The sequence below is a fragment of the Haloferax sp. AB510 genome, assembly GCF_024136985.1.
Taxonomy (GTDB): Archaea; Halobacteriota; Halobacteria; order Halobacteriales; family Haloferacaceae; genus Haloferax.
The window spans coordinates 1-18,065 of record NZ_JAMYJY010000011.1 but is presented as its reverse complement, the minus strand read 5'-3'; the positions used below and the strand labels follow the sequence as shown (position 1 = coordinate 18,065).

General features: G+C 66.9%; 17 protein-coding genes. 6 read left to right on the top strand and 11 right to left on the bottom strand.

The features are described 5' to 3' along the window. Positions 1-71: 71 nt before the first annotated feature. From uvrB to NKF06_RS03725, 4 genes are all read left to right on the top strand, one after another. A complete protein-coding gene (gene uvrB / locus NKF06_RS03740; RefSeq protein WP_253244564.1) occupies positions 72-2,174 on the top strand; it encodes an excinuclease ABC subunit UvrB in 2,103 nt (700 codons plus the stop codon). A gap of 6 nt (positions 2,175-2,180) precedes the next feature. Beyond that, on the top strand, positions 2,181-2,600 hold the full coding sequence (locus tag NKF06_RS03735) for an NUDIX hydrolase (protein WP_253244563.1): 420 nt from the start codon (positions 2,181-2,183) through the stop codon (positions 2,598-2,600). A gap of 408 nt (positions 2,601-3,008) precedes the next feature. Beyond that, positions 3,009-4,094, top strand: coding sequence for a sulfite exporter TauE/SafE family protein (locus NKF06_RS03730; RefSeq protein WP_253244562.1), 1,086 nt, complete (start codon positions 3,009-3,011; stop codon positions 4,092-4,094). Between the two features lie 63 nt (positions 4,095-4,157). Further along, entirely contained in the window at positions 4,158-4,598 is a 441-nt protein-coding gene (locus NKF06_RS03725; protein ID WP_058827473.1) for a universal stress protein, read from the top strand. Positions 4,599-4,625: 27 nt separating this feature from the next. Here the strand turns inward: NKF06_RS03725 and NKF06_RS03720 are convergent, their stop codons facing one another. Both NKF06_RS03720 and NKF06_RS03715 read right to left on the bottom strand, forming a co-directional pair. Continuing rightward, positions 4,626-5,120 (bottom strand): acyl-CoA thioesterase, encoded by a 495-nt coding sequence (locus NKF06_RS03720; protein WP_058827474.1) that lies wholly within the window; start codon positions 5,118-5,120, stop codon positions 4,626-4,628. Positions 5,121-5,571: 451 nt separating this feature from the next. Further along, positions 5,572-6,780 carry an SPFH domain-containing protein gene (locus NKF06_RS03715; protein ID WP_253244561.1) on the bottom strand — a complete coding sequence of 403 codons (1,209 nt, stop codon included), beginning with the start codon at positions 6,778-6,780 and terminating at the stop codon, positions 5,572-5,574. A 92-nt stretch (positions 6,781-6,872) separates the two neighbouring features. On the opposite strand from NKF06_RS03715, the gene NKF06_RS03710 reads away from it, so the two are divergent. Beyond that, positions 6,873-7,067: a hypothetical protein gene (locus NKF06_RS03710; RefSeq protein ID WP_004974006.1), complete on the top strand. Its 195-nt coding sequence runs from the start codon at positions 6,873-6,875 to the stop codon at positions 7,065-7,067. A 49-nt stretch (positions 7,068-7,116) separates the two neighbouring features. After that, entirely contained in the window at positions 7,117-7,614 is a 498-nt protein-coding gene (locus tag NKF06_RS03705) for a 2'-5' RNA ligase family protein (RefSeq protein WP_058827475.1), read from the top strand. A gap of 75 nt (positions 7,615-7,689) precedes the next feature. On the opposite strand, the gene NKF06_RS03700 is transcribed toward NKF06_RS03705, so the two are convergent. The 9 genes from NKF06_RS03700 to lysW all read right to left on the bottom strand — a co-directional run bounded on the left by NKF06_RS03700 (position 7,690) and on the right by lysW (position 17,785). After that, on the bottom strand, positions 7,690-9,066 hold the full coding sequence (locus tag NKF06_RS03700; RefSeq protein WP_253244560.1) for a cytochrome P450: 1,377 nt from the start codon (positions 9,064-9,066) through the stop codon (positions 7,690-7,692). Positions 9,067-9,140: 74 nt separating this feature from the next. Next, positions 9,141-11,345, bottom strand: a complete 2,205-nt coding sequence (locus NKF06_RS03695) for a helicase C-terminal domain-containing protein (RefSeq protein WP_253244559.1) — start codon at positions 11,343-11,345, stop codon at positions 9,141-9,143. 115 nt (positions 11,346-11,460) lie between these two features. After that, on the bottom strand, positions 11,461-12,360 hold the full coding sequence (gene argF / locus NKF06_RS03690; protein WP_253244558.1) for an ornithine carbamoyltransferase: 900 nt from the start codon (positions 12,358-12,360) through the stop codon (positions 11,461-11,463). 68 nt (positions 12,361-12,428) lie between these two features. Continuing rightward, positions 12,429-13,571, bottom strand: a complete 1,143-nt coding sequence (locus NKF06_RS03685) for a [LysW]-lysine hydrolase (RefSeq protein ID WP_253244557.1) — start codon at positions 13,569-13,571, stop codon at positions 12,429-12,431. Next, positions 13,568-14,704: an acetylornithine/succinylornithine family transaminase gene (locus NKF06_RS03680; protein WP_253244556.1), complete on the bottom strand. Its 1,137-nt coding sequence runs from the start codon at positions 14,702-14,704 to the stop codon at positions 13,568-13,570. The genes NKF06_RS03685 and NKF06_RS03680 overlap by 4 nt, the downstream gene beginning before the upstream one ends. After that, complete coding sequence (locus NKF06_RS03675; protein ID WP_253244555.1) at positions 14,701-15,633, bottom strand: acetylglutamate/acetylaminoadipate kinase; 933 nt, start codon at positions 15,631-15,633, stop codon at positions 14,701-14,703. The genes NKF06_RS03680 and NKF06_RS03675 overlap by 4 nt, the downstream gene beginning before the upstream one ends. Positions 15,634-15,688: 55 nt before the next feature. After that, positions 15,689-16,732: an N-acetyl-gamma-glutamyl-phosphate reductase gene (argC, locus tag NKF06_RS03670; RefSeq protein WP_058827975.1), complete on the bottom strand. Its 1,044-nt coding sequence runs from the start codon at positions 16,730-16,732 to the stop codon at positions 15,689-15,691. After that, on the bottom strand, positions 16,729-17,604 hold the full coding sequence (lysX, locus tag NKF06_RS03665) for a lysine biosynthesis protein LysX (RefSeq protein ID WP_253244554.1): 876 nt from the start codon (positions 17,602-17,604) through the stop codon (positions 16,729-16,731). The genes argC and lysX overlap by 4 nt, the downstream gene beginning before the upstream one ends. Before the next feature lies 1 nt (position 17,605). Continuing rightward, entirely contained in the window at positions 17,606-17,785 is a 180-nt protein-coding gene (lysW, locus tag NKF06_RS03660; RefSeq protein WP_004045057.1) for a lysine biosynthesis protein LysW, read from the bottom strand. Positions 17,786-18,065: the final 280 nt, after the last annotated feature.

The window sequence follows — 18,065 nt, the reverse complement described above, 5'->3', positions numbered from 1 at the left end:
CCCGGCCCAAAACCGTTCCTCCGGCGACAAGCACCGCCTCGCTCAAGTACGCCGCGACCCAAGGACGGGCAATGAGCGAGTCCGGTCCCCTGTCCGCCGACAGACCCGACGCAGACCGTGAATTCCGCGTCGACGCCCCCTTCGACCCCGCGGGCGACCAACCCGAGGCAATCGAGGCGCTGGCCCGCGGCTTCCGCGAGGGCGCCGACGTGCAGACCCTGCTCGGTGTCACCGGTTCCGGCAAGACCAACACCGTCTCGTGGGTGGTCGAAGAGATTCAGAAGCCGACGCTCGTCCTCGCGCACAACAAGACGCTCGCCGCCCAGTTGTACGAGGAGTTCAAGGGGCTGTTCCCCGACAACGCGGTCGAGTACTTCGTCTCCTACTACGACTACTACCAGCCCGAGGCGTACATCGAACAGACCGACACCTACATCGACAAGGACATGTCGATAAACGAGGAAATCGACCGACTCCGCCACTCCGCGACCCGGTCGCTTCTCACCCGCGACGACGTCATCGTCGTCGCCTCGGTGTCCGCCATCTACGGCCTCGGCGACCCGAAGAACTACACCGACATGTCCCTCCGACTCGAGGTCGGCCAGCAGATAGACCGCGACGAACTGCTCGGCGCGCTCGTCGACCTCAACTACGAGCGCAACGACGTGGACTTCCGGCAGGGCACGTTCCGCGTCCGCGGCGACACCGTCGAGGTGTTCCCGATGTACGGCCGCTACGCCGTCCGCATCGAGTTCTGGGGCGACGAAATCGACCGGATGCTGAAGCTCGACCCGCTGGAGGGAGAGGTCAAGTCGTCGGAACCGGCCGTGCTCGTCCACCCGGCGGAGCACTACTCCATCCCCGAAGAACAGCTCGAAGGCGCAATCTCGGAAATCGAGGAGTTGATGGAACAGCGGGTGAAGCACTTCCAGCGACAGGGTGACCTCGTGGCCGCCCAGCGCATCGAAGAGCGTACCACCTTCGACATCGAGATGCTCCGCGAGACGGGCCACTGCTCCGGCATCGAGAACTACTCGGTCCACCTCTCGGACCGCGAGCCGGGCGACGCACCCTACACCCTCCTCGACTACTTCCCCGACGACTTCCTCACCGTCATCGACGAGTCACACGTCACGCTCCCGCAGATCAAGGGCCAGTACGCCGGCGACAAGTCCCGAAAGGACTCGCTGGTCGAGAACGGCTTCCGCCTGCCGACGGCCTACGACAACCGCCCGCTCACTTTCGAGGAGTTCGAAGAGACCGTCGGACAGGCGCTTTTCGTCTCCGCGACGCCCGGCGACTACGAGCGCGAGCACTCCGACCAAATCGTCGAGCAAATCGTCCGACCGACCCACCTCGTGGACCCGAAAGTCGAGGTGACGGAGGCCACCGGCCAGGTCGACGACCTGATGGCCCGCATCGACGAGCGCATCGACCGCGACGAGCGCGTGCTCGTCACGACGCTCACGAAGCGGATGGCCGAGGACCTCACCGAGTACCTCGAAGAGGCCGGCGTCGACGTGGCCTACATGCACGACGAGACCGACACGCTCGAACGCCACGAACTCATCCGGTCGCTCCGCCTCGGCGACATCGACGTGCTCGTCGGCATCAACCTCCTCCGGGAGGGCCTCGACATCCCCGAAGTTTCGCTCGTCGCCATCCTCGACGCCGACCAGCAGGGCTTCCTGCGCTCCGAGACCACGCTCGTCCAGACGATGGGGCGCGCCGCCCGCAACGTCAACGGCGAGGTCGTGCTCTACGCCGACAAGATGACCGACGCGATGGAGGCCGCCATCTCCGAGACGCAGCGTCGCCGCCGCATCCAACAGGAGTTCAACGAGGAACACGGCTACACGCCGACGACCATCGAAAAGGAGGTCGGCGAGACGAACCTGCCGGGGAGCAAGACCGACACCCGCGGCGTCTCCGGCGACGCCCCCGCCGACGCCGACGAGGCGGTCGAACAGATAGCCTTCCTCGAAGACCGGATGCAGGAGGCCGCCGACAACCTCGAGTTCGAACTCGCCGCCGACATCCGCGACCGCATCCAGAACCTCCGCCGCGAGTTCGACGTGGACGCGCTCGAAGACGGCGTCGCGCCCGAGTACCCCGACGAACACGACGGCGACGGCGACGGCGACGACGGCCTGACGCCGCCGGACGAGTTCTGACCGGACGTGTCGTCACCGCCAACCCTGACGTTCGCGGCCGGCGGCCTCCTCTGCCGCGACGACGGCCGACTCTGTCTCGTCCACCGGCCGCGCTACGACGACTGGTCGCTCCCGAAGGGGAAACTCGAACCGGGCGAGACGCTGGTCGAGACCGCCGTCAGAGAGGTCCGTGAGGAGACGCGCTGTACGGTCGACTGCGGCCGGTTCGCCGGGCGCTACGAGTACCGCATCCCCGACGACGCGGGGACGCGGAGCGGCCCGAAGGGCGTGTTCGTCTGGCACATGCGCGTCGTCGACGAACACCCGTTCGAACCCGACGGCGAGGTCGACGCGCGCCAGTGGCTCTCCCCGGCTGAGGCCCTCGAACGGCTCACCTACGAGACCGAACGGGCGCTGGTCAGACGGGCGTTCGAACCCAACGACTGAGCACAGATTTTGGATAGAAACACATGTTACTGGTTTTTCGACGCGCGTCGGTGTGTGGACCGTACCCAAATTGGGGGGTCGACATCAAGACTTATTAGCCCGACCTCGCTATGCCCGTTCCACCGTGATCCGCACCTCGGCGGACGAGCCTGCAATCCACACCGTTCACCACGCCTACCCCAACGGAGGCATTACCTGAATGGTCCGCGGATTCGAGCACTCCGTGCTCGACAGTTCGGGCGACCACCGCACGCCGGTCCACCCGGTGTGCGACGCGGTCGCATCCTCGGGAGACGGTGAACGCGCGCGGGTCGGTGCCGCTGATGACTCGGCAAACGGGCTGTTTTCGACGCGTCACTCCACGCGAGTGCACGCGAACGCTACTGCGAACTGACAACAACGAGAACCATGAGCTCTCAGTCTCTCAGTCACGTTCAGAAGTCGTTCCTGAAGTACCAACACATCCTCGTGTTCATCGCTCCCCTGCTGTTCCTCGTCTCGGTGTTCACCATGGCACCGACGCCGTCGGGTGCAGGCATGGAGTACTGGCTCCAGTACTGGTGGCTGTTCCCGGTGTTCCTCACCGGCGCGACCATCGTGAACACGGTCGGCATCAGCGGGTCGGCGCTCTTCGTCCCGTTCCTCATCTTCATCTTCCCCCTCTTCGCGCACCCGCTCGACTCGTCGACGCTGGTGAAGGTGGGCCTCATCAGCGAGGCGTTCGGCCTCTCCAGTTCGGCCGTCGCCTTCATCCAGTACGGCCTCGTCGACCGGCGACTGGCGCTGACGCTCGTCGGCGGGTCGATTCCGTTCGTCGTCGGCGGCGCGCTCCTGTCGTTCGTCATCCCCGACGTGGTGTTCCACGCGCTGCTCGGAATCGCGCTGCTCGCCGCGTCGTACCTGCTGTTCAACGCCGACCTCGGCCACGACGAACCCGGCTCGTCGGACTCCGACCACGCCGCGGCCACCGACGGCGGCACCGTCTCCGCGAGCCTCCCCAACGACCCCGGTAAGCTCGGCCCCGCGGGCGTCCACACGGCCGACGACGGGACCGTCACCCGCGTCGACCGCGAGGGCGACGACTACACGTACACCCGCGGCGGCTACCTGCGCCGCTTCGCCAACTACAGCGTCGGCGGGATGTTCCAGGGGCTCGCCGGCTTCGGCGTCGGCGAACTCGGCATCATCTCGATGCTCAGCACGAAGGTTCCCGTCCGCGTCGCCATCGGTACGAACCACATCGTGGTCGCGCTGACCGCCATCTTGGCGTCGCTCGTCCACGTCTTCGGCGGCGGCATCGTCGGCGGTCACTCGCTGAGTCTCGCGACGACGCCGTGGAACATGGTCGTGTTCACCGTCCCCGCGACGGTCCTCGGCGGCCAAATCGCGCCCTACGTGTCGAACGCGCTGGAGACTGACGTCATCAAGAACTTCGTCGGCGTCCTCTTCGCCGTCATCTCGATTGCGCTGTTCCTGATGGCGCTGGGCATCTAACGACCCACTCGAACCGTTTTCACCGGCACCACTTTCACAGTCCTCGATTCTGAACCCTCACCCATGTACGACCACATCCTGCTTCCGACCGACGGTAGCGACGCGACCGACGCGACAATCGAACACGCGGCGACCCTCGCCGAAACGTACGGCGCGACGGTCCACGTGCTGTCCGTGGCCGACTCGCGCAACCGCTTCGAGTCGCCCTCGGCCGGCATCGCGCCGGACGTGTGGGAGAAGTCCGAACTCGACCGCGCGGAGTCGGCGGCCGACGCTGCCGTCGAGGCGCTCCCAGACAGTGTCGAGACCGAACGCATCGTCGAGGAGGGCGTGCCTCACTCGACTATCGTCGACTACGCCGCCGACGCCGAGGTCGACCTCGTCGTGATGGCGACCCACGGTCGAACCGGCCTCGACCACTACCTCGTCGGTTCCGTCACGGAGCGCGTCGTCCGGCAGTCGGACGCGCCGGTGTTGACCGTCCGCGCGGCGGACGAAGAATAAGGACCCGCGACTCGCTCGCGGTCCGTGTTACTCGAACTCTTCTGCCAGCGCGGCGCGGTGCTCGCGGCGCTTCTGAAGCGCCGAGTCGCGCAGCTCGCGCTCCTCTTGGGAGTCGCAGACGAGGTCAGGGACCGGAATCGGCTTCTCGTCGTCGTCGAGCGCGACGAAGGTGAAAAAGGAGGTGATGGTCTCGCGGCGGTCGCCCTCGCTCGGTCGCTCGGCGGTCACGTCGACCTTGATGTCCATACTGGTGCGACCGGTGTCGAAGACGTACGCCTCGACGGTCACCACGTCACCCACGTCAATGGGTGCGAGAAAGTCCACGTGGTCCATCGACGCCGTGACCACCTGCCGCTCGGCGAAGCGTCGCCCAGCGATGGCCCCGCAGACGTCCATCCACTCCAGAATCCGCCCCCCGAGAGCGCGTCCGAGGTTGTTCGTGTCGTTGGGCATCAAAATCTCGCTCATCTCGGCGCGGGACGCCGATAGCGACCGCGTGCCGACTGACGATTGCTGTTGCATACCACACGGTCGGTGTCGGACGTGGTTAAATTATTCTACGTCGTGAAAAATAGAAATAAAGGCGATTAATCGCTCGGGTTGTCGATTGTCGACAAACTCCCCTCACATTTCAACAACCTAGGCAATTAATAGTGTTTATTACGTATCGAATAGTGTCTGCGTGAACCGCAGACCGGTGGTGGGACGCCGACGCCCGTCTCTCGCCCGCGTTCGGGGGAACGTTCCCGAGGGTTCCGACCCTCGTTCGACTGGACGACGACGGGGAACCAGTCGCGACCCCGAAGCCGACGTACCGAGTGGCCTCCCGTCTCAGGTCCGTCTCGCGCCTCGCCGAACCGCGACGGCCGGACGACGGGGCTCGCGCCGGTCGCCCCGCAGACCGGACACGACGCTGCACCGGCCCCTCGCGCGTCGGTGGAATCGCGACTGCTTCGCGTGTTCGACTTTTCGCCTACTCGACCCGTTCAGCCTCGACGCCGCCGTCTTCGATTTCGATGTCGACCGCGTCCGCGGAGATGTCCGCCGTCTCGATGCCGTCCAACTCACCGAGTATCTCGCTGATGTCGTCGAGGCCGAGGAGTTCGCGGGTCTCCTCGTCGAACGCCTTGCTTTCGAGGCCCGCGGCCTGCTGTACATCGGAGCCGGTCAGTCCCTTCCCGTAGCGACCGAGCAGCGACGTGAGTTCCTGCGGCAGCACGTACGTCGTCGACGGCGAGGTGCCGATGTTCCCAAGCGTCTCCATGCCTTTGTCGATGATGGCGCGCTCGCCCATCGACTCCGCCGCGCGGGCCCGGAGGACCGTCGAGATGGCGTCACCCTGCGCTTCGAGAATCTGCGACTGCTTTTCACCCTGCGCGCGGATGATGTTCGACTGCTTTTCACCCTCCGCAGTCTCGACGGCGGAGCGACGCTCACCCTGCGCTTCGAGAATCATGGCGCGGCGGCGGCGCTCGGCGGAGGTCTGCTGCTCCATCGCCTGCTGCACGTCGGCGCTGGGGTTGACCTCGCGGACCTCGACGGACTCGACGCGGACGCCCCACTCGTCGGTCGGTTCGTCGAGTTCCTTGCGGATGCGCGCGTTGATGTGGTCGCGTCGCGCCAGCGTGTCGTCGAGTTCCATGTCGCCGAGGGCGGCCCGCAGCGTCGTCTGCGCGAGCAGCGAGACGGCCCGGCGGTAGTTATCGACCTGCAGGAAGGCGCGTTCGGGGTCCATCACGCGGATGTAGACGACGGCGTCAGCCGTTACGGGTGAGTTGTCCTCCGTGATGGCCTCTTGGGAGGGCACGTCGAGCGTCTGAGTTCGCATGTCGAAGCGGTAGGTCTTCGAGACGAACGGCGGGACGACGTTCAGCCCCGGTTCGAGGATACCCTTGTAGTCGCCGAACACGGTGAGCGTCCGCTTTTCGTACGCCTGCACGATTTCGACCGCGTCGTACACCGCGGCGACGGCGAGCGCGAGGACGACGTATCCCGCGAGCGTCAGCGGCGTGACGGGGAAGACCACGACGGCGATGCCGAAGACGATCACCGCGACCGCGAGGGGACCGAGCCAACGCGGGATTCGGCCGGGCTCGCTATCGACCCGCCCTGCGCCCGACGAGGAGGACGACGAGGACGAGGACGCCGAGAGCTTCCCGAGTTGGTAGAACAGGCTGTCCATGGTGGAGAGTGACACCGAGGCGGAATAAAGCTAGCCGGCTACTCGGCCACCCGGCCACCAACTATTTGTCCGCGAACGCCCCACCGCCCGGTATGCGAACCAACCGCGGCCGAATCGACGTGGAGGACCTGCTGAAAATCATCCTCCTGCTCGTCCTCGTCTGGCTCGTCCTCGAAATCATCGGCGAGGTGCTCGGGCTGTTCGGCGCGTTGCTCGGACCGCTCCAGCCGATTCTGGGACTCGTCGTCGCGGCGCTCATCGTTCTCTGGCTGCTCGACCGAATCTGACTCTCCGCGGCGACGATACGCCTTTGTGTCTCTCGCGTGAGTCACGGGCGTGTACAGTCTGAACGTCCCGGTTCCGGGGCGGGTCGCCCGCCTCGCGTCCGACCTGTTTCCGTACCTCGCCCCGTTCGACCGGGTTCGCGACCGACACACGCTCGTCTGCAAGCGGTTCGAAGACACTGAGCTCGACCGCTTGCACGAACAGTTGCGGCGCGCGCTCGCCGGTCAACCGGCGTTCGAAGCCCGCGTGACCGATATCCGGTTCTTCGAAGCGCCGCCGCGCGGAGCCGCGCCGGTCGTCTATCTCGCTGTCGAGAGCCCCGGCCTCGCCGACCTGCACCGCGCGCTCACCGACGAGTTCGGCGCTGTCGACGGACTGGAGGGCGACGACTACGTCCCGCACGTCACGCTCGCCCGCGGCGGCAGTCTCGCCGACGCCCGCGCGGTCGCGAGCCAGTCCATCGAGCCCGTCGAGTGGACCGTCTCGCAGCTCGACATCTACGACTCGTCGTTCCGCGAGACCGCGGCCTCGATTTCGCTTCCGGCCTGACGGCGGGGATTCGACCGCCGTCGCCGTCGGCGGAGCGACGACCCTCGGTGTGCCGCCCCGCCCCGCTCCGCCTCGTCAGTCGCGCGCCCGGAGCCGCATCCCCATCGGCTCTTCGGGGTGCATCGTCAGCGACCCGCGAAGCGAGAACGGCTCGTCGCGGACGTAGTCGAGTTCGTACTGCTGGGCGACGGTACCGAGGATGAGCCGCCCTTCGAGGAGCGAGAGGTGCTTGCCGATACAGTGGCGCGGCCCCCCGCCGAACGGGAAGTACGCAAAGCGCGGGCGGTCGCCGGCCCGCTCGGGTGCCCAGCGGTCCGGGTCGAACGAAAGCGGGTCGTCCCACCAGCGCTCCGAGCGGTGGACGACCCACTGCGGGAGCATGATGGCCGACCCGGCGGGGACGCGGTAGCCGCCGAGGCGAACGTCCACTTTCGGCTCGCGGAACATGACGTACACCGGCGGGTACAGCCGCATCGCCTCGTTCAGCACGCGTTCGGTGTACTCCAGTTCTCGTACGTCTTCGAACGTCGGCGTCCGCCCGCCGAGCACCTCGTCCAGTTCGCGGTGGAGTTTCGCCTCCGCCTCGGGGTGTTGCGAGAGCAGGTACCAGGCGTACGTCAGCGTCAGCGCCGTCGTGTCGTGGCCCGCGAGGAGCATCGTCATCAGCTCGTCGCGGAGGCTCTTCTCGGTCTGCTCGCCCTCGTCGTAGGCGCGGAGCAGAATCGAAAGCAGGTCCATCGGTCGGTCGTCGCCCGTCGCCTCGGCCGGCACCGACGACGCCGGCGTCTCGCCGTACTCGGTCCCGCGGCGCTCCTCGACGATGTCCCAGACGAGCGATTCGAGTTCGGACAGCGCCTCCTTGTACTGGCGGTTCTCCCGCGTCGGGGCCCAGTCGGGCGTCAGGAACCGAAACGGGTCGGGTTCGAACCGCGCGCCGAGCGGTTCGAGGTTCTCCTGTACCCGCCGGATGCGCTCGTCGTCGAGGTCGGTGCCGAACATGGCGTCGACGATTATCTCGACGGTCAGCCGCGCCATCTCCAGTTGCACGTCGACCACGTCGCCGTCGCCCCACGACGACAGCATCGACTCCGTCCGGTCGGTCATCATGCCGGCCATCGTCGAGATGCGCCGCACGTCGAACGCCGGCTGGGCGAGTTGGCGCTGTTTCTTCCACGTCGCGCCCTCGCTCATGAGCAGGCCGTCGCCAAGCAGGTCGCCGATGGCGCGGTCTTGGAACTGCGGCTTTCTGAACTTCGACGCCTCGCTCACGAGCACCGTCTCGACGTCCGCCGGGTTCGTGAGCATGTAGGTGTCGAGCGGGCCGAGGTCGAAGTGGACCACGTCGCCGTAGGCGTCCGCGACGGCCGTCAGGAACGTAAACGGGTCGCGGGCGTACTGTCTGCTCGCGCCGAACAACGGGAGGCCCTTCGGTCCGGGAGGGGTCGCACTCATCACCCTGTGTTGGTTCGAACAGGTAAGAATTGCACGGCGGTCCCGACCGACTTTTCGTGCCGAGTGCGACCCGCTCAGGGCCGCGGCGGGTCGCCGTCGTAGGCGTCGTGGTCGTTGTAGAAGTTCAGCATGGCGAACTTGAGTTTGTTCGGCGCGATGTCGACCATCTCGGCGCGCTCTTCGACCGGGAACGACCCGCGGACGCCGTACTTCCCCATCGAGGAGCTCTCGCGGGTGTAGCGCTTGTCGGCCAGCACGCGGACACCGAAGTCGTCGGGCGCGCGGATGACCCGCCCGAGCGCCTGTCTGGTCTTCCGAATCGTCGGAATCTCAACGGCGTAGCGCCAGCCGGCGTCTTTCTTGCCGCGGTAGGCGCGGTCGTAGGCGTCCTGTACCGCCTCCAACCGCTCGGAGAGGTGCGGATAGGGAACGCCGACGACCACGACGGTTCGGGCGTCGTCGCCGTCGAAGCTCACGCCCTCGGCGAGTGTCCCCCAAAGCGAGGTGAGAAGCACCGCGCCGTCCTTGCCCACGAACTCCCGGCGCATCTCCTCGGCGCGGACGCCCGGTTCGTCCAAGAACAGTTCCGCGTCGATGTCCGGGTTCGCCCGCAGGCGCTCGTGGTAGCGCTCCGCCTCGGCGTACGACGGGAAGAACACGAGCGTGTTGCCCGGCGTGAACGTGGCGGCGTCGGCCAACATCTCCTCGATTGTCTGCTGCGTGCCGGGGTCGTCGCGCTCGGAAGAGAACAGCGCGGGCAGCGACACCGAAAACGTCCGACGGTTCTCCTCGGGGTATTCGAGGCCGTAGGCCATCGTCACCGGGTTTTTGAGGCCCAGAGTACCCTCCGTCACGTCGAACGGGCGGAGCGTCGCCGACATCAGGATGCTCGCGTGGACCTCCTCGAACAGTTCCTTCGTGACCTCTCGCGGGATGCAGGTGTACAGTTCGGCGCGGCCGTAAATCTCGTCGGTACCTCCGTCGCGGCGGACCGACAGCATCGGGTGGCGACCGAGTTCGCCGCCCATCTCCGTCCAGTCGGCAATGAAGTTCGCGGCCTGCAGCGTCTGGCACTCCTTGCGCGTCGTCGCCTCGCCGTTCTTGTACGCGTCTTCGTACTGCTCGTCCAACTGCTTGCCCAACTGGAGCGCGAGTTCGACCTCCACGTCGATGCCGCGGCCCTCGTAAGACTGCAGAAAGTCCATCGTCAGGTCGTCGCGGCGGCCCTGATTGGCGATAGAGAGGTCGTACCAGTTCTCGCCGACCTGCTCGCGCTCGCCGAAGCCGAACGCCTCCTCGTAGCTGTCGCGCAGCGAGTCGAGGAACGTCCCGATGACGTTGCGAGCGCTCTCAGCCCGCGAGTCGTCTTCGTCTTCCAGCTCGTTCATCGCGCTTTCGAGCGTGTTCTCGGTGAGCGCGCGACTGGCGTGGTCACGGGCGGCGCTCTCGATGTTGTGCGCCTCGTCGAACACCGTAATCACGTCGTCGGGATCGCGGTCCAGCCACCGGAAGAACTGCTCGCGTATCATCGGGTCGAGCAGGTGGTGGTAGTTGCAGACGACGAGGTCGATGCCCTCCATGCCCTCCTTGAGCAGTTCGTAGCCGCAGAGGTTCTGTCTCCCGGCGTACTCGAAAATCTCGTCGGGCGTCCGCACGTCGTCGAACAGCCACTGGAAGAACTCGTCGGTGTTCCGCGCGAGGTTGTTGTAGTAGTGCTCGCAGTAGTTGCCCTCCTTCAACTCCTCCAGTTCGTCGTCGATGCTGTCGAGTTCGTCCGTGACGGCGCTCCGCGCGTCGGCCGCGCCGGAGTCGCCCTCACGCATCCCGTCGAGGAGCGACTGCGCCTGCTCTGAGAGTTCGGCCTTGTCGGACTCCTTTTCGACGATGTTTCGCGTCGTATCGCGGAGGGTCTGACACTCCTGAAAGCCCACGTCGATGTGGCACATCGAGGACTTCCCGCGGAACACCACCGCGCGAATGGCCTCCTCTCTGGTGATGGCGCGGGCGTCCTCGACGAACTGGCGCATCTGCTGGTGGACGTTCGTCGTGATGACGACCGTCTTGTCGTGCTCGCGGGCGTACGAGAGCGCGGGCACGAGCGCGGAGATGGTCTTCCCGGTCCCGGTCGCCCCTTCGAGGAGGACGTTCCGCTCGTCGGCGAGGGCGTCGGCGATGCCGGCCATCGCCGCCTCCTGATTGGGGTACGGCTCGTCGTACGGGAAGAACCGCCACGCTCCGTCCGCGTCGCCGTCGTCGGGTGCGCCGTTGGCGTGGGCCACGGGAGAATCTCGGCCGCCATCCGATTAAAAGGCTCGGAGCCCTCGACACCGGTGGTCCCGCGCTCGACGGCGTCCTATGAGATGTTGAAAAGAGCGGCGACCGCCGCAGACCCGCTTATTCTTCGAGCAGTTCGACGATGAGGCCCTTCTGGGCGTGCAGGCGGTTCTCCGCCTGGTCCCAGACGAGCGAGCGCTTGCCTTCGAGCACGTCGCCGGTAATCTCCTCGCCGCGGTGGGCCGGCAGGCAGTGCATGACCTTCGCGTCGGTGTCAGACAGCAGGTCCTCGTTGAGTTGGAACCCCTCGAACGCCTGCAGTTTCTCGTGGCGCTGGTCCTCTTGGCCCATCGAAATCCACACGTCGGTGTAGACCACGTCGGCGTCCGCGACGGCCTCCTCGGGGTCGGTCGTAATCGTCGGGGCCGAGCCGAGTTCGTCCGCCTTTTCGAGCACGTCGTCGTCGACGCCGTACTCCGGCGGGGTCGCCACGGTGAGGTCGATGCCGGCCATCGCACAGCCGAGGACGAACGATTGGCCGACGTTGTTGCCGTCGCCGACCCACGCGGCCTGTACCTCGTCGAAGTCGCCGACGTGTTCGCGGATGGTGAGCAGGTCGGCGAGCGTCTGGCAGGGGTGGGCGTCGTCGGTCAGGCCGTTGATGACCGGCGCGTCGGAGTGCTCGGCGATTTCGAGCAGGTCCTCGTGGTCGAACAGGCGGACCATGATGGCGTCGCCGTAGCGACCCAGCACGCGCGCAGTGTCCGAAAGCGGCTCGCCGTGGCCGAGCTGGATGTCCTCGGGGCCGAGGAACAGCGCGTGGCCGCCCAGTTCGGTCATCCCCGTCTCGAAGGAGACACGCGTCCGGGTACTCGGCTTCTCGAAGAGCATCGCCAGCGTCGCTCGGGTAAGCTGCGTCTCGTCGTCGCCGGACTTGATGTCGGCGGCGCGGGTGAGAACGCGGTCTAACTCCGATGCGCTGATGTCGTCGATGTCGGTGAAGTGGGTGGTTTCGAGCATTGTGTCGTGTGTCGTGTCTCCGTGTCGGTTCGTCGTCTTGGCCAGTCAGTCGCCGCCACTCGGTCGCCTCAGTCGTCAGCGAGGCGCTCGCACACGTCGACGAGCACGTCGATGGCGCTATCGAACTCGGCGAGGTCGAGGTGTTCGTTCGGAGCGTGGTCGAGGTCCGAGTCGCCGGGGCCGTAGGTCGCCATGGGGCAGTCCCACGTGCCGGCGAAGATGTTCATGTCGCTGGTCCCGGTCTTGCGGAGGAGCCGGGGCTTCACGCCGCCGACGTTGCGGATGGCGACGCGGAACGCCCGCGCCACGTCGGTGCGGGGGCTCATCATGACCGGCGGAATGGGCTTGTTCCAGTGGACGCCGCCGCGGGTGAGTTCGCCCTCCGCGACCTCGCGCACGTCGTCGATGGAGAGCCGCGGCGGGACGCGAAACTGTACGTCAACCGTCGCCTCGACCGCGAGACCGTCGTCGGTCGGGCCGCCGTCGAACGTCACGGGCTTGGTCGTCACCGTGTCGAAGACGCCGTCGCGCTCCTCGTCGAAGAAGTCGGCCACGCGGGACCACCACGCGACCGCGGACTGGATGGCGTTCTCCTCGGGGCGCGAGGAGTGACCGAGTTCGCTCGTCGCGATGTACGTTCCCGAGAGGAACCCGCGGTAGCCGAGCGTGACGCCGTCCCAGCCCGAGGGTTCGCCGTTGACGACCGCGTCGGGCTCCTCGCGGTCCTCCACGAGGTGCCACGCGCCGCGCGAGGAGGTCTCCTCGCCGACGACGCCGACGAACGAGACACCCGTCTCGACGGCCGCCGCGGCCATCGAACAGAGCGGCCCCGTCGCGTCGACGCTGCCGCGACCCCAGAGGACGCCGTCTTCGATTTTCACCGGCACGTCGCCGGGGACGGTGTCGATGTGGGAGGTGAGAAGCACCGCGTCGTCGGCCGGCGCGCGGACGTTGCCGACCTCGTCTATCCAGACCTCGCGGTCGTGCGCCTCGAAGAACGCTTTCAGGACCTCGGCGGCCGCCTCCTCCTCGCCCGACACCGAGGGCGTCGAGACCATGTCGTAGAGGAGGTGGCGCGCGTCGGCCCACTCGCCCTCGTCGAGGGCGTCGGTACTGGTGTCCGAGACGGCGGTGGTGTCGGCGTCGGCGTCGGCCGCTCCCGCTTTCTCCACGTCCGCCTCGTCGTCTTCGCGTTCGATTTCGGCGTTCATGATAACACGTTCGTCATGGCGTCGACCGCGCGGTCGGCGTGCTCCTCCTCGATGACGAGCGGCGGCAGGAACCGGACGACCGTCCGGCCCGCGGGGAGCGCGAGCAACTGTTCGGACAGCGCGAGGTGCTTCAGCGTGCGGTTCGCGCCGCGTTTGACCTCGACGCCGATCATGAGGCCGTCACCGCGGACCTCGCGGACCGGCAGATCGTGTTCCTCGACGGCCGCTTCGAGTTCCGTCGTGAGGTAGTCGCCCACCGCGGCCGCGTGGCCGGGCAGGTCCTCTTCGACGATGGTGTCGAGGGTGGCGTTCGCCGCCGCACAAACCACGGGGCCGCCGGAGAACGTCGAGCCGTGGGAGGCCGCGCCGTCCGCAATCCAGTCGGCACAGAGCGTCGCGCCGAGCGGCAGTCCGTTGGCGATGCCCTTCGCGCTCGTCAGGATGTCGGGGACGACGCCGACGTTCTCGCAGGCCCACAGCGACCCGGTGCGACCGATGCCGGTCTGAATCTCGTCGAAGACGAGCGCGGCACCCGCGTCCTCGGTCAGGTCGCGGGCGGTCTGGAGATACTCGGTCGTCGCGGGGTTGATGCCGCCTTCGCCCTGAATCGGTTCGAGGAAGACCGCGGCCGTCTCGTCGTCGACGGCTTCGGCGAGTTCCTCCTCGTCGCCGTAGCTGACGAACTCGACGCCGCCGGCGACCGGCTCGTAGGGCTTCTTGTACTTCTGTTTCCACGTGAGCGCGAGGCTCCCGAGGGTGCGGCCGTGGAAGGCGCGCTTCGTGGCGACGATTTTCTGGCGGCCGGTCGCCGAGCGGGCGAACTTCATCGCCGCCTCGTTTGCCTCCGTGCCGGAGTTACAGAGCCAGACGTTCGAGATGTCGCCGGGCGCGAGCGTCGCCAGCTTCTCGTAGAGTTCGGTGCGGACCTCGACGGGGTACGACGCCTGCACGTAGGTCAGCTTCGCGGCCTGCTCCTGAATCGCGGAGGTGACCGCGGGGTGGGAGTGGCCGAGCGCCGCGACGGCGTAGCTCGCGCCGAAGTCGAGATACTCGGTTCCGTCGTCCGAGTAGAGATACGGCCCCTCGCCCGACTCGATGGCGATGGGTTTCTCGTTGAAGACGAAGCCGCTCATTGTTCGGCCCCCCCAGCTTCGACCAGCGCGCCGGGCGTCACGTGCGTGCCGCCGCCGTTGAGCGCCGTCACGATGGGGTCGTTCAGGTTCGCGTCGGAGACGACGACCTCGGCGGCCCCGCCGTCGAGGGCCTCCTTCGCGGCCATGACCTTCTTGGTCATGAACCCTTCAGCGGCCGATTCGAGCGCCGAGAACTCCTCGGGCGTGTCGGCCGTCTCGATGAGCGTGGATTCGTCGTCGGGGTCGGCGTAGACGCCTTTCACGTCGGTGAGGACGACGAGTTTCGCGCCGAGCGCGCCCGCGACTGCGGCGGCGGCGCGGTCGGCGTCGGCGTTGACCGGTACGCCGTCGTCGGCGAGCATCGGAACGGTCACGATGGGCGTGTAGCCGCCGTCGAGGAGCGTTTCGAGGAGCGTCGCGTTCACCGAGGTAATCTTCCCGGAGTGGTCGCCGCGCTTGATTTTCTTCTTGCCGTCTTCGACGACCCGGACGGCCGACTTGCGCGGGCCGGTCAGGAGGCCGCCGTCGACGCCCGAGAGGCCGAGCGCGTCGACGCCCGCCTCGCGGAACAGCGCGGTCAGGTCCGTGTTGAGCTTGCCCGGCATCACCATCGAGAAGACCTCCATGGTGCGCTCGTCGGTGAAGCGGCCGGAGACGCCCGAGGGCGACTCGACGTAGGTCGGCTCCTCGCCGAGTTCTTCGAGCGTCTCGTCGACTGCGGTCGAGCCGCCGTGGACGACGACCACGTCGGTGCCGTTGGCGACGAGGTGGGCCACGTCGGAGACGGCTCCCTGCGGGTCGACGGCCTTCGCACCGCCGATTTTGACGACGACCGGCGGCTCCTTGCCGCCATCGGTGAGTAGATTCGCTTCGTTGTCGACGAGCTGTTCGTGTGCCGCGAGCAGTTCCTCGCGTGTGTATCCTGTCATAGTCGAAATGGTGCGTAAATAGTGTGTCGGGGGCGAGCGTTCGGGTGCGGTGCGGTCAGGGCGAGCCGATGGGGTGGAAGCCGGTGAAGTCGAGTCCGGCGGTCTCGTCCAGCCCGAGCGCGATGTTGGCGGCGTGGACCGCCTGCCCCGCGGAGCCTTTCATCATGTTGTCGATGGCCGAGAAGACGACGAGTCGTCGGTTTCCGGGGTCGATTTCGAAGCCGACCTCGCCGAAGTTCGTCCCGGCGACCGACTTCGGTTCCGGGTAGCGGTAGACGCCGCCGCCGCCGGCGACGGTGCGCATGAACGGTTCGTCGCCGTAGGAGCCGCGGAACGCTTTCCACATGTCGCCCTTCGAGACGGGGCCGTCGGGGAAGACGTGACAGGTCGCCGCCGCGCCGCGGACCATGTCGACCGCGTGGACGGTAAACGAGACCGAGAGGCCGAGGTACTCCTCGATTTCGGCCTCGTGGCGGTGGCCGGTCGGCGCGTAGGGGCGGACGATGCCCGAGCGCTCGGCGTGCGACGACGCCTTGCTCGCGCCCGCGCCGCCCTCCGACGAGCCGACTTTCACGTCCACGACGACCTGCTCGTCGCCGGAGAGGATGCCGGCGTCGAAAAGCGGCTTGAGGCCGAGAATCGTCGCGGTCGCGTTACAGCCGCCCGCGGCGATGAGGTCCGCGCCGGGGAGGTTCTCGCGGTTCAGTTCGGGGAGCGCGTACTCCGACTGTTCGAGGTATTCGGGGCAGACGTGGCCGTCGTACCACTCGTCGTACTGCGCCGCCTCGGAGAGACGGAAGTCCGCAGAGAGGTCGACGACGGTGTCCGCCGCGTCCTGAAAGGCGTCGATGTGCTCCATCGAGACGCCGTGGGGCGTCGCCGTGAACAGCACGTCGACCGATTCGAGGTCCTCCGGCGAGGTGAAACGGAGGTCGAGGTGACGAAGGTTCGGATGGACGTGGCCGACGGTCTTGCGCTCGTAGGAGCGGCTCGTCGCCTGTTCGACGTCGAAGTTCGGGTGGCCGTCGAGCAGGCGGAGCAGTTCGCCGCCGGTGAAGCCGGAACCGCCGACGACGCCCGCGGTGAGTTGGTCGCTCACGCCGAGACCTCCGCCAGCGACTGCTCGCCGTCGACCTTGGCTTCGAGCCAGTCGACGACCGTCGCGGGAACGTCCGCCTCGACGGCGTCGTTGAGCGCCTTGAACTCGACGGTGTGGTTGACCTCGTGGACGGTGTAATCGTCACCCGCTTCCATGAGGTCGACGCCGAGCAGGCCGCCGCCGACCGCGTCGGACGCCTGCTTCACGAGTTCCTTCGCGCGGTCGTCGAGTTCGAACTCCTCGACACTCGCGCCCTTCGCGGCGTTCGTGAGCCAGTGGTCCGACGAGCGGACCATCGCGGCCACGGGTTCGCCGTCGGTGGCGAGCACGCGGATGTCGCGGCCCGGCTTCTCGACGAACTCCTGGATGTAGAACACCTTGTGCTCGTAGTTGCCGAGCGTCGACTTGTGTTCGAGGATGGCCTCGGCGGCCGACTCGGAGTCGATTTTCGCCATCAGGCGGCCCCACGAGCCGACGACCGGCTTGAGGACGCAGGGGTAGCCGAACTCCTCGACGATTTCCATCGCCGAGTCGACCGTGAAGGCCACTTTCGTGTTCGGCGTGGGAACGCCCGCGTCCGCGAGCGCGAGGCTGTTTTTCGCCTTGTCGGCGCAGATGTCGGCGGTCTCGTGGGAGTTGACGACCGGGATTCCGTACGACTGCAGGAAGCGCGTGATGTAGATACTCCTGCTCGTCGCCAGACAGCGGTCGACCACCACGTCGAGCCCGTCGAACGATTCCGGCGGCTCCGTGAGGTCGAACTGCTCTTTCCGAACGTCTATCTTCGTCACCTCGTGGCCGCGGTCGCGAAGCTCGTTGAGCAGGAGCTTCTCGTCGCGGCGAATCCGGGAATAGAGCAGTCCAACGTGCAATTTACTCTCCCCAGTCCTCTTCGAGTTCGGGCGCTTCTTCGAGTGTCACGGGGTCGAGGGAGACGACCTCAAGCTCTGCGCCCGTGGCGGGGCTGTCGATGATTTCGCCGACTTCGACGTCGGCCGGCAGCTCGATTTCCTCTCCGCTCAGCGGGTCTTCCGCGGTGATGGTGTCGCTCATTACATCCGTGGCTGGTCGACGGATAGTATTAAAGCCGTCGAAAATTACGCGACGGAAATTAATGCAAAGAAGTCTCTAACGGGTGTTATCTGTCGAATCGGCCGACAGTACGGATCGGCCGAACGACGCGTCGAGCTTGGGTGCCACGCTCACTCGACGCCGGAGACGGGACCGGTCGTCGGACCGGTCGACCCGTCTCCCGCGCCGGGCGTGGTCGTCGTCGCCGCGGTTCCGGTCGGGGTCGTCGGAGCCCCGCCGGTCGTCGCGGCGCAGTCGCTCG

Excerpts from the sequence above, each read along its gene's own strand:
- NKF06_RS03715 (WP_253244561.1), bottom strand. The coding sequence starts at position 6,780 with ATGGACAGCCTGTTCTACCAACTCGGGAAGCTCTCGGCGTCCTCGTCC.
- lysW (WP_004045057.1), bottom strand. The coding sequence starts at position 17,785 with ATGAGCGACACCATCACCGCGGAAGACCCGCTGAGCGGAGAGGAAATC.
- argF (WP_253244558.1), bottom strand. The coding sequence starts at position 12,360 with ATGCTCGAAACCACCCACTTCACCGACATCGACGACATCAGCGCATCG.
- NKF06_RS03730 (WP_253244562.1), top strand. The coding sequence starts at position 3,009 with ATGAGCTCTCAGTCTCTCAGTCACGTTCAGAAGTCGTTCCTGAAGTAC.
- NKF06_RS03680 (WP_253244556.1), bottom strand. The coding sequence starts at position 14,704 with ATGAGCGGCTTCGTCTTCAACGAGAAACCCATCGCCATCGAGTCGGGC.
- NKF06_RS03710 (WP_004974006.1), top strand. The coding sequence starts at position 6,873 with ATGCGAACCAACCGCGGCCGAATCGACGTGGAGGACCTGCTGAAAATC.
- NKF06_RS03675 (WP_253244555.1), bottom strand. The coding sequence starts at position 15,633 with ATGACAGGATACACACGCGAGGAACTGCTCGCGGCACACGAACAGCTC.
- NKF06_RS03685 (WP_253244557.1), bottom strand. The coding sequence starts at position 13,571 with ATGAACGCCGAAATCGAACGCGAAGACGACGAGGCGGACGTGGAGAAA.
- uvrB (WP_253244564.1), top strand. The coding sequence starts at position 72 with ATGAGCGAGTCCGGTCCCCTGTCCGCCGACAGACCCGACGCAGACCGT.
- NKF06_RS03700 (WP_253244560.1), bottom strand. The coding sequence starts at position 9,066 with ATGAGTGCGACCCCTCCCGGACCGAAGGGCCTCCCGTTGTTCGGCGCG.
- NKF06_RS03720 (WP_058827474.1), bottom strand. The coding sequence starts at position 5,120 with ATGCAACAGCAATCGTCAGTCGGCACGCGGTCGCTATCGGCGTCCCGC.
- NKF06_RS03725 (WP_058827473.1), top strand. The coding sequence starts at position 4,158 with ATGTACGACCACATCCTGCTTCCGACCGACGGTAGCGACGCGACCGAC.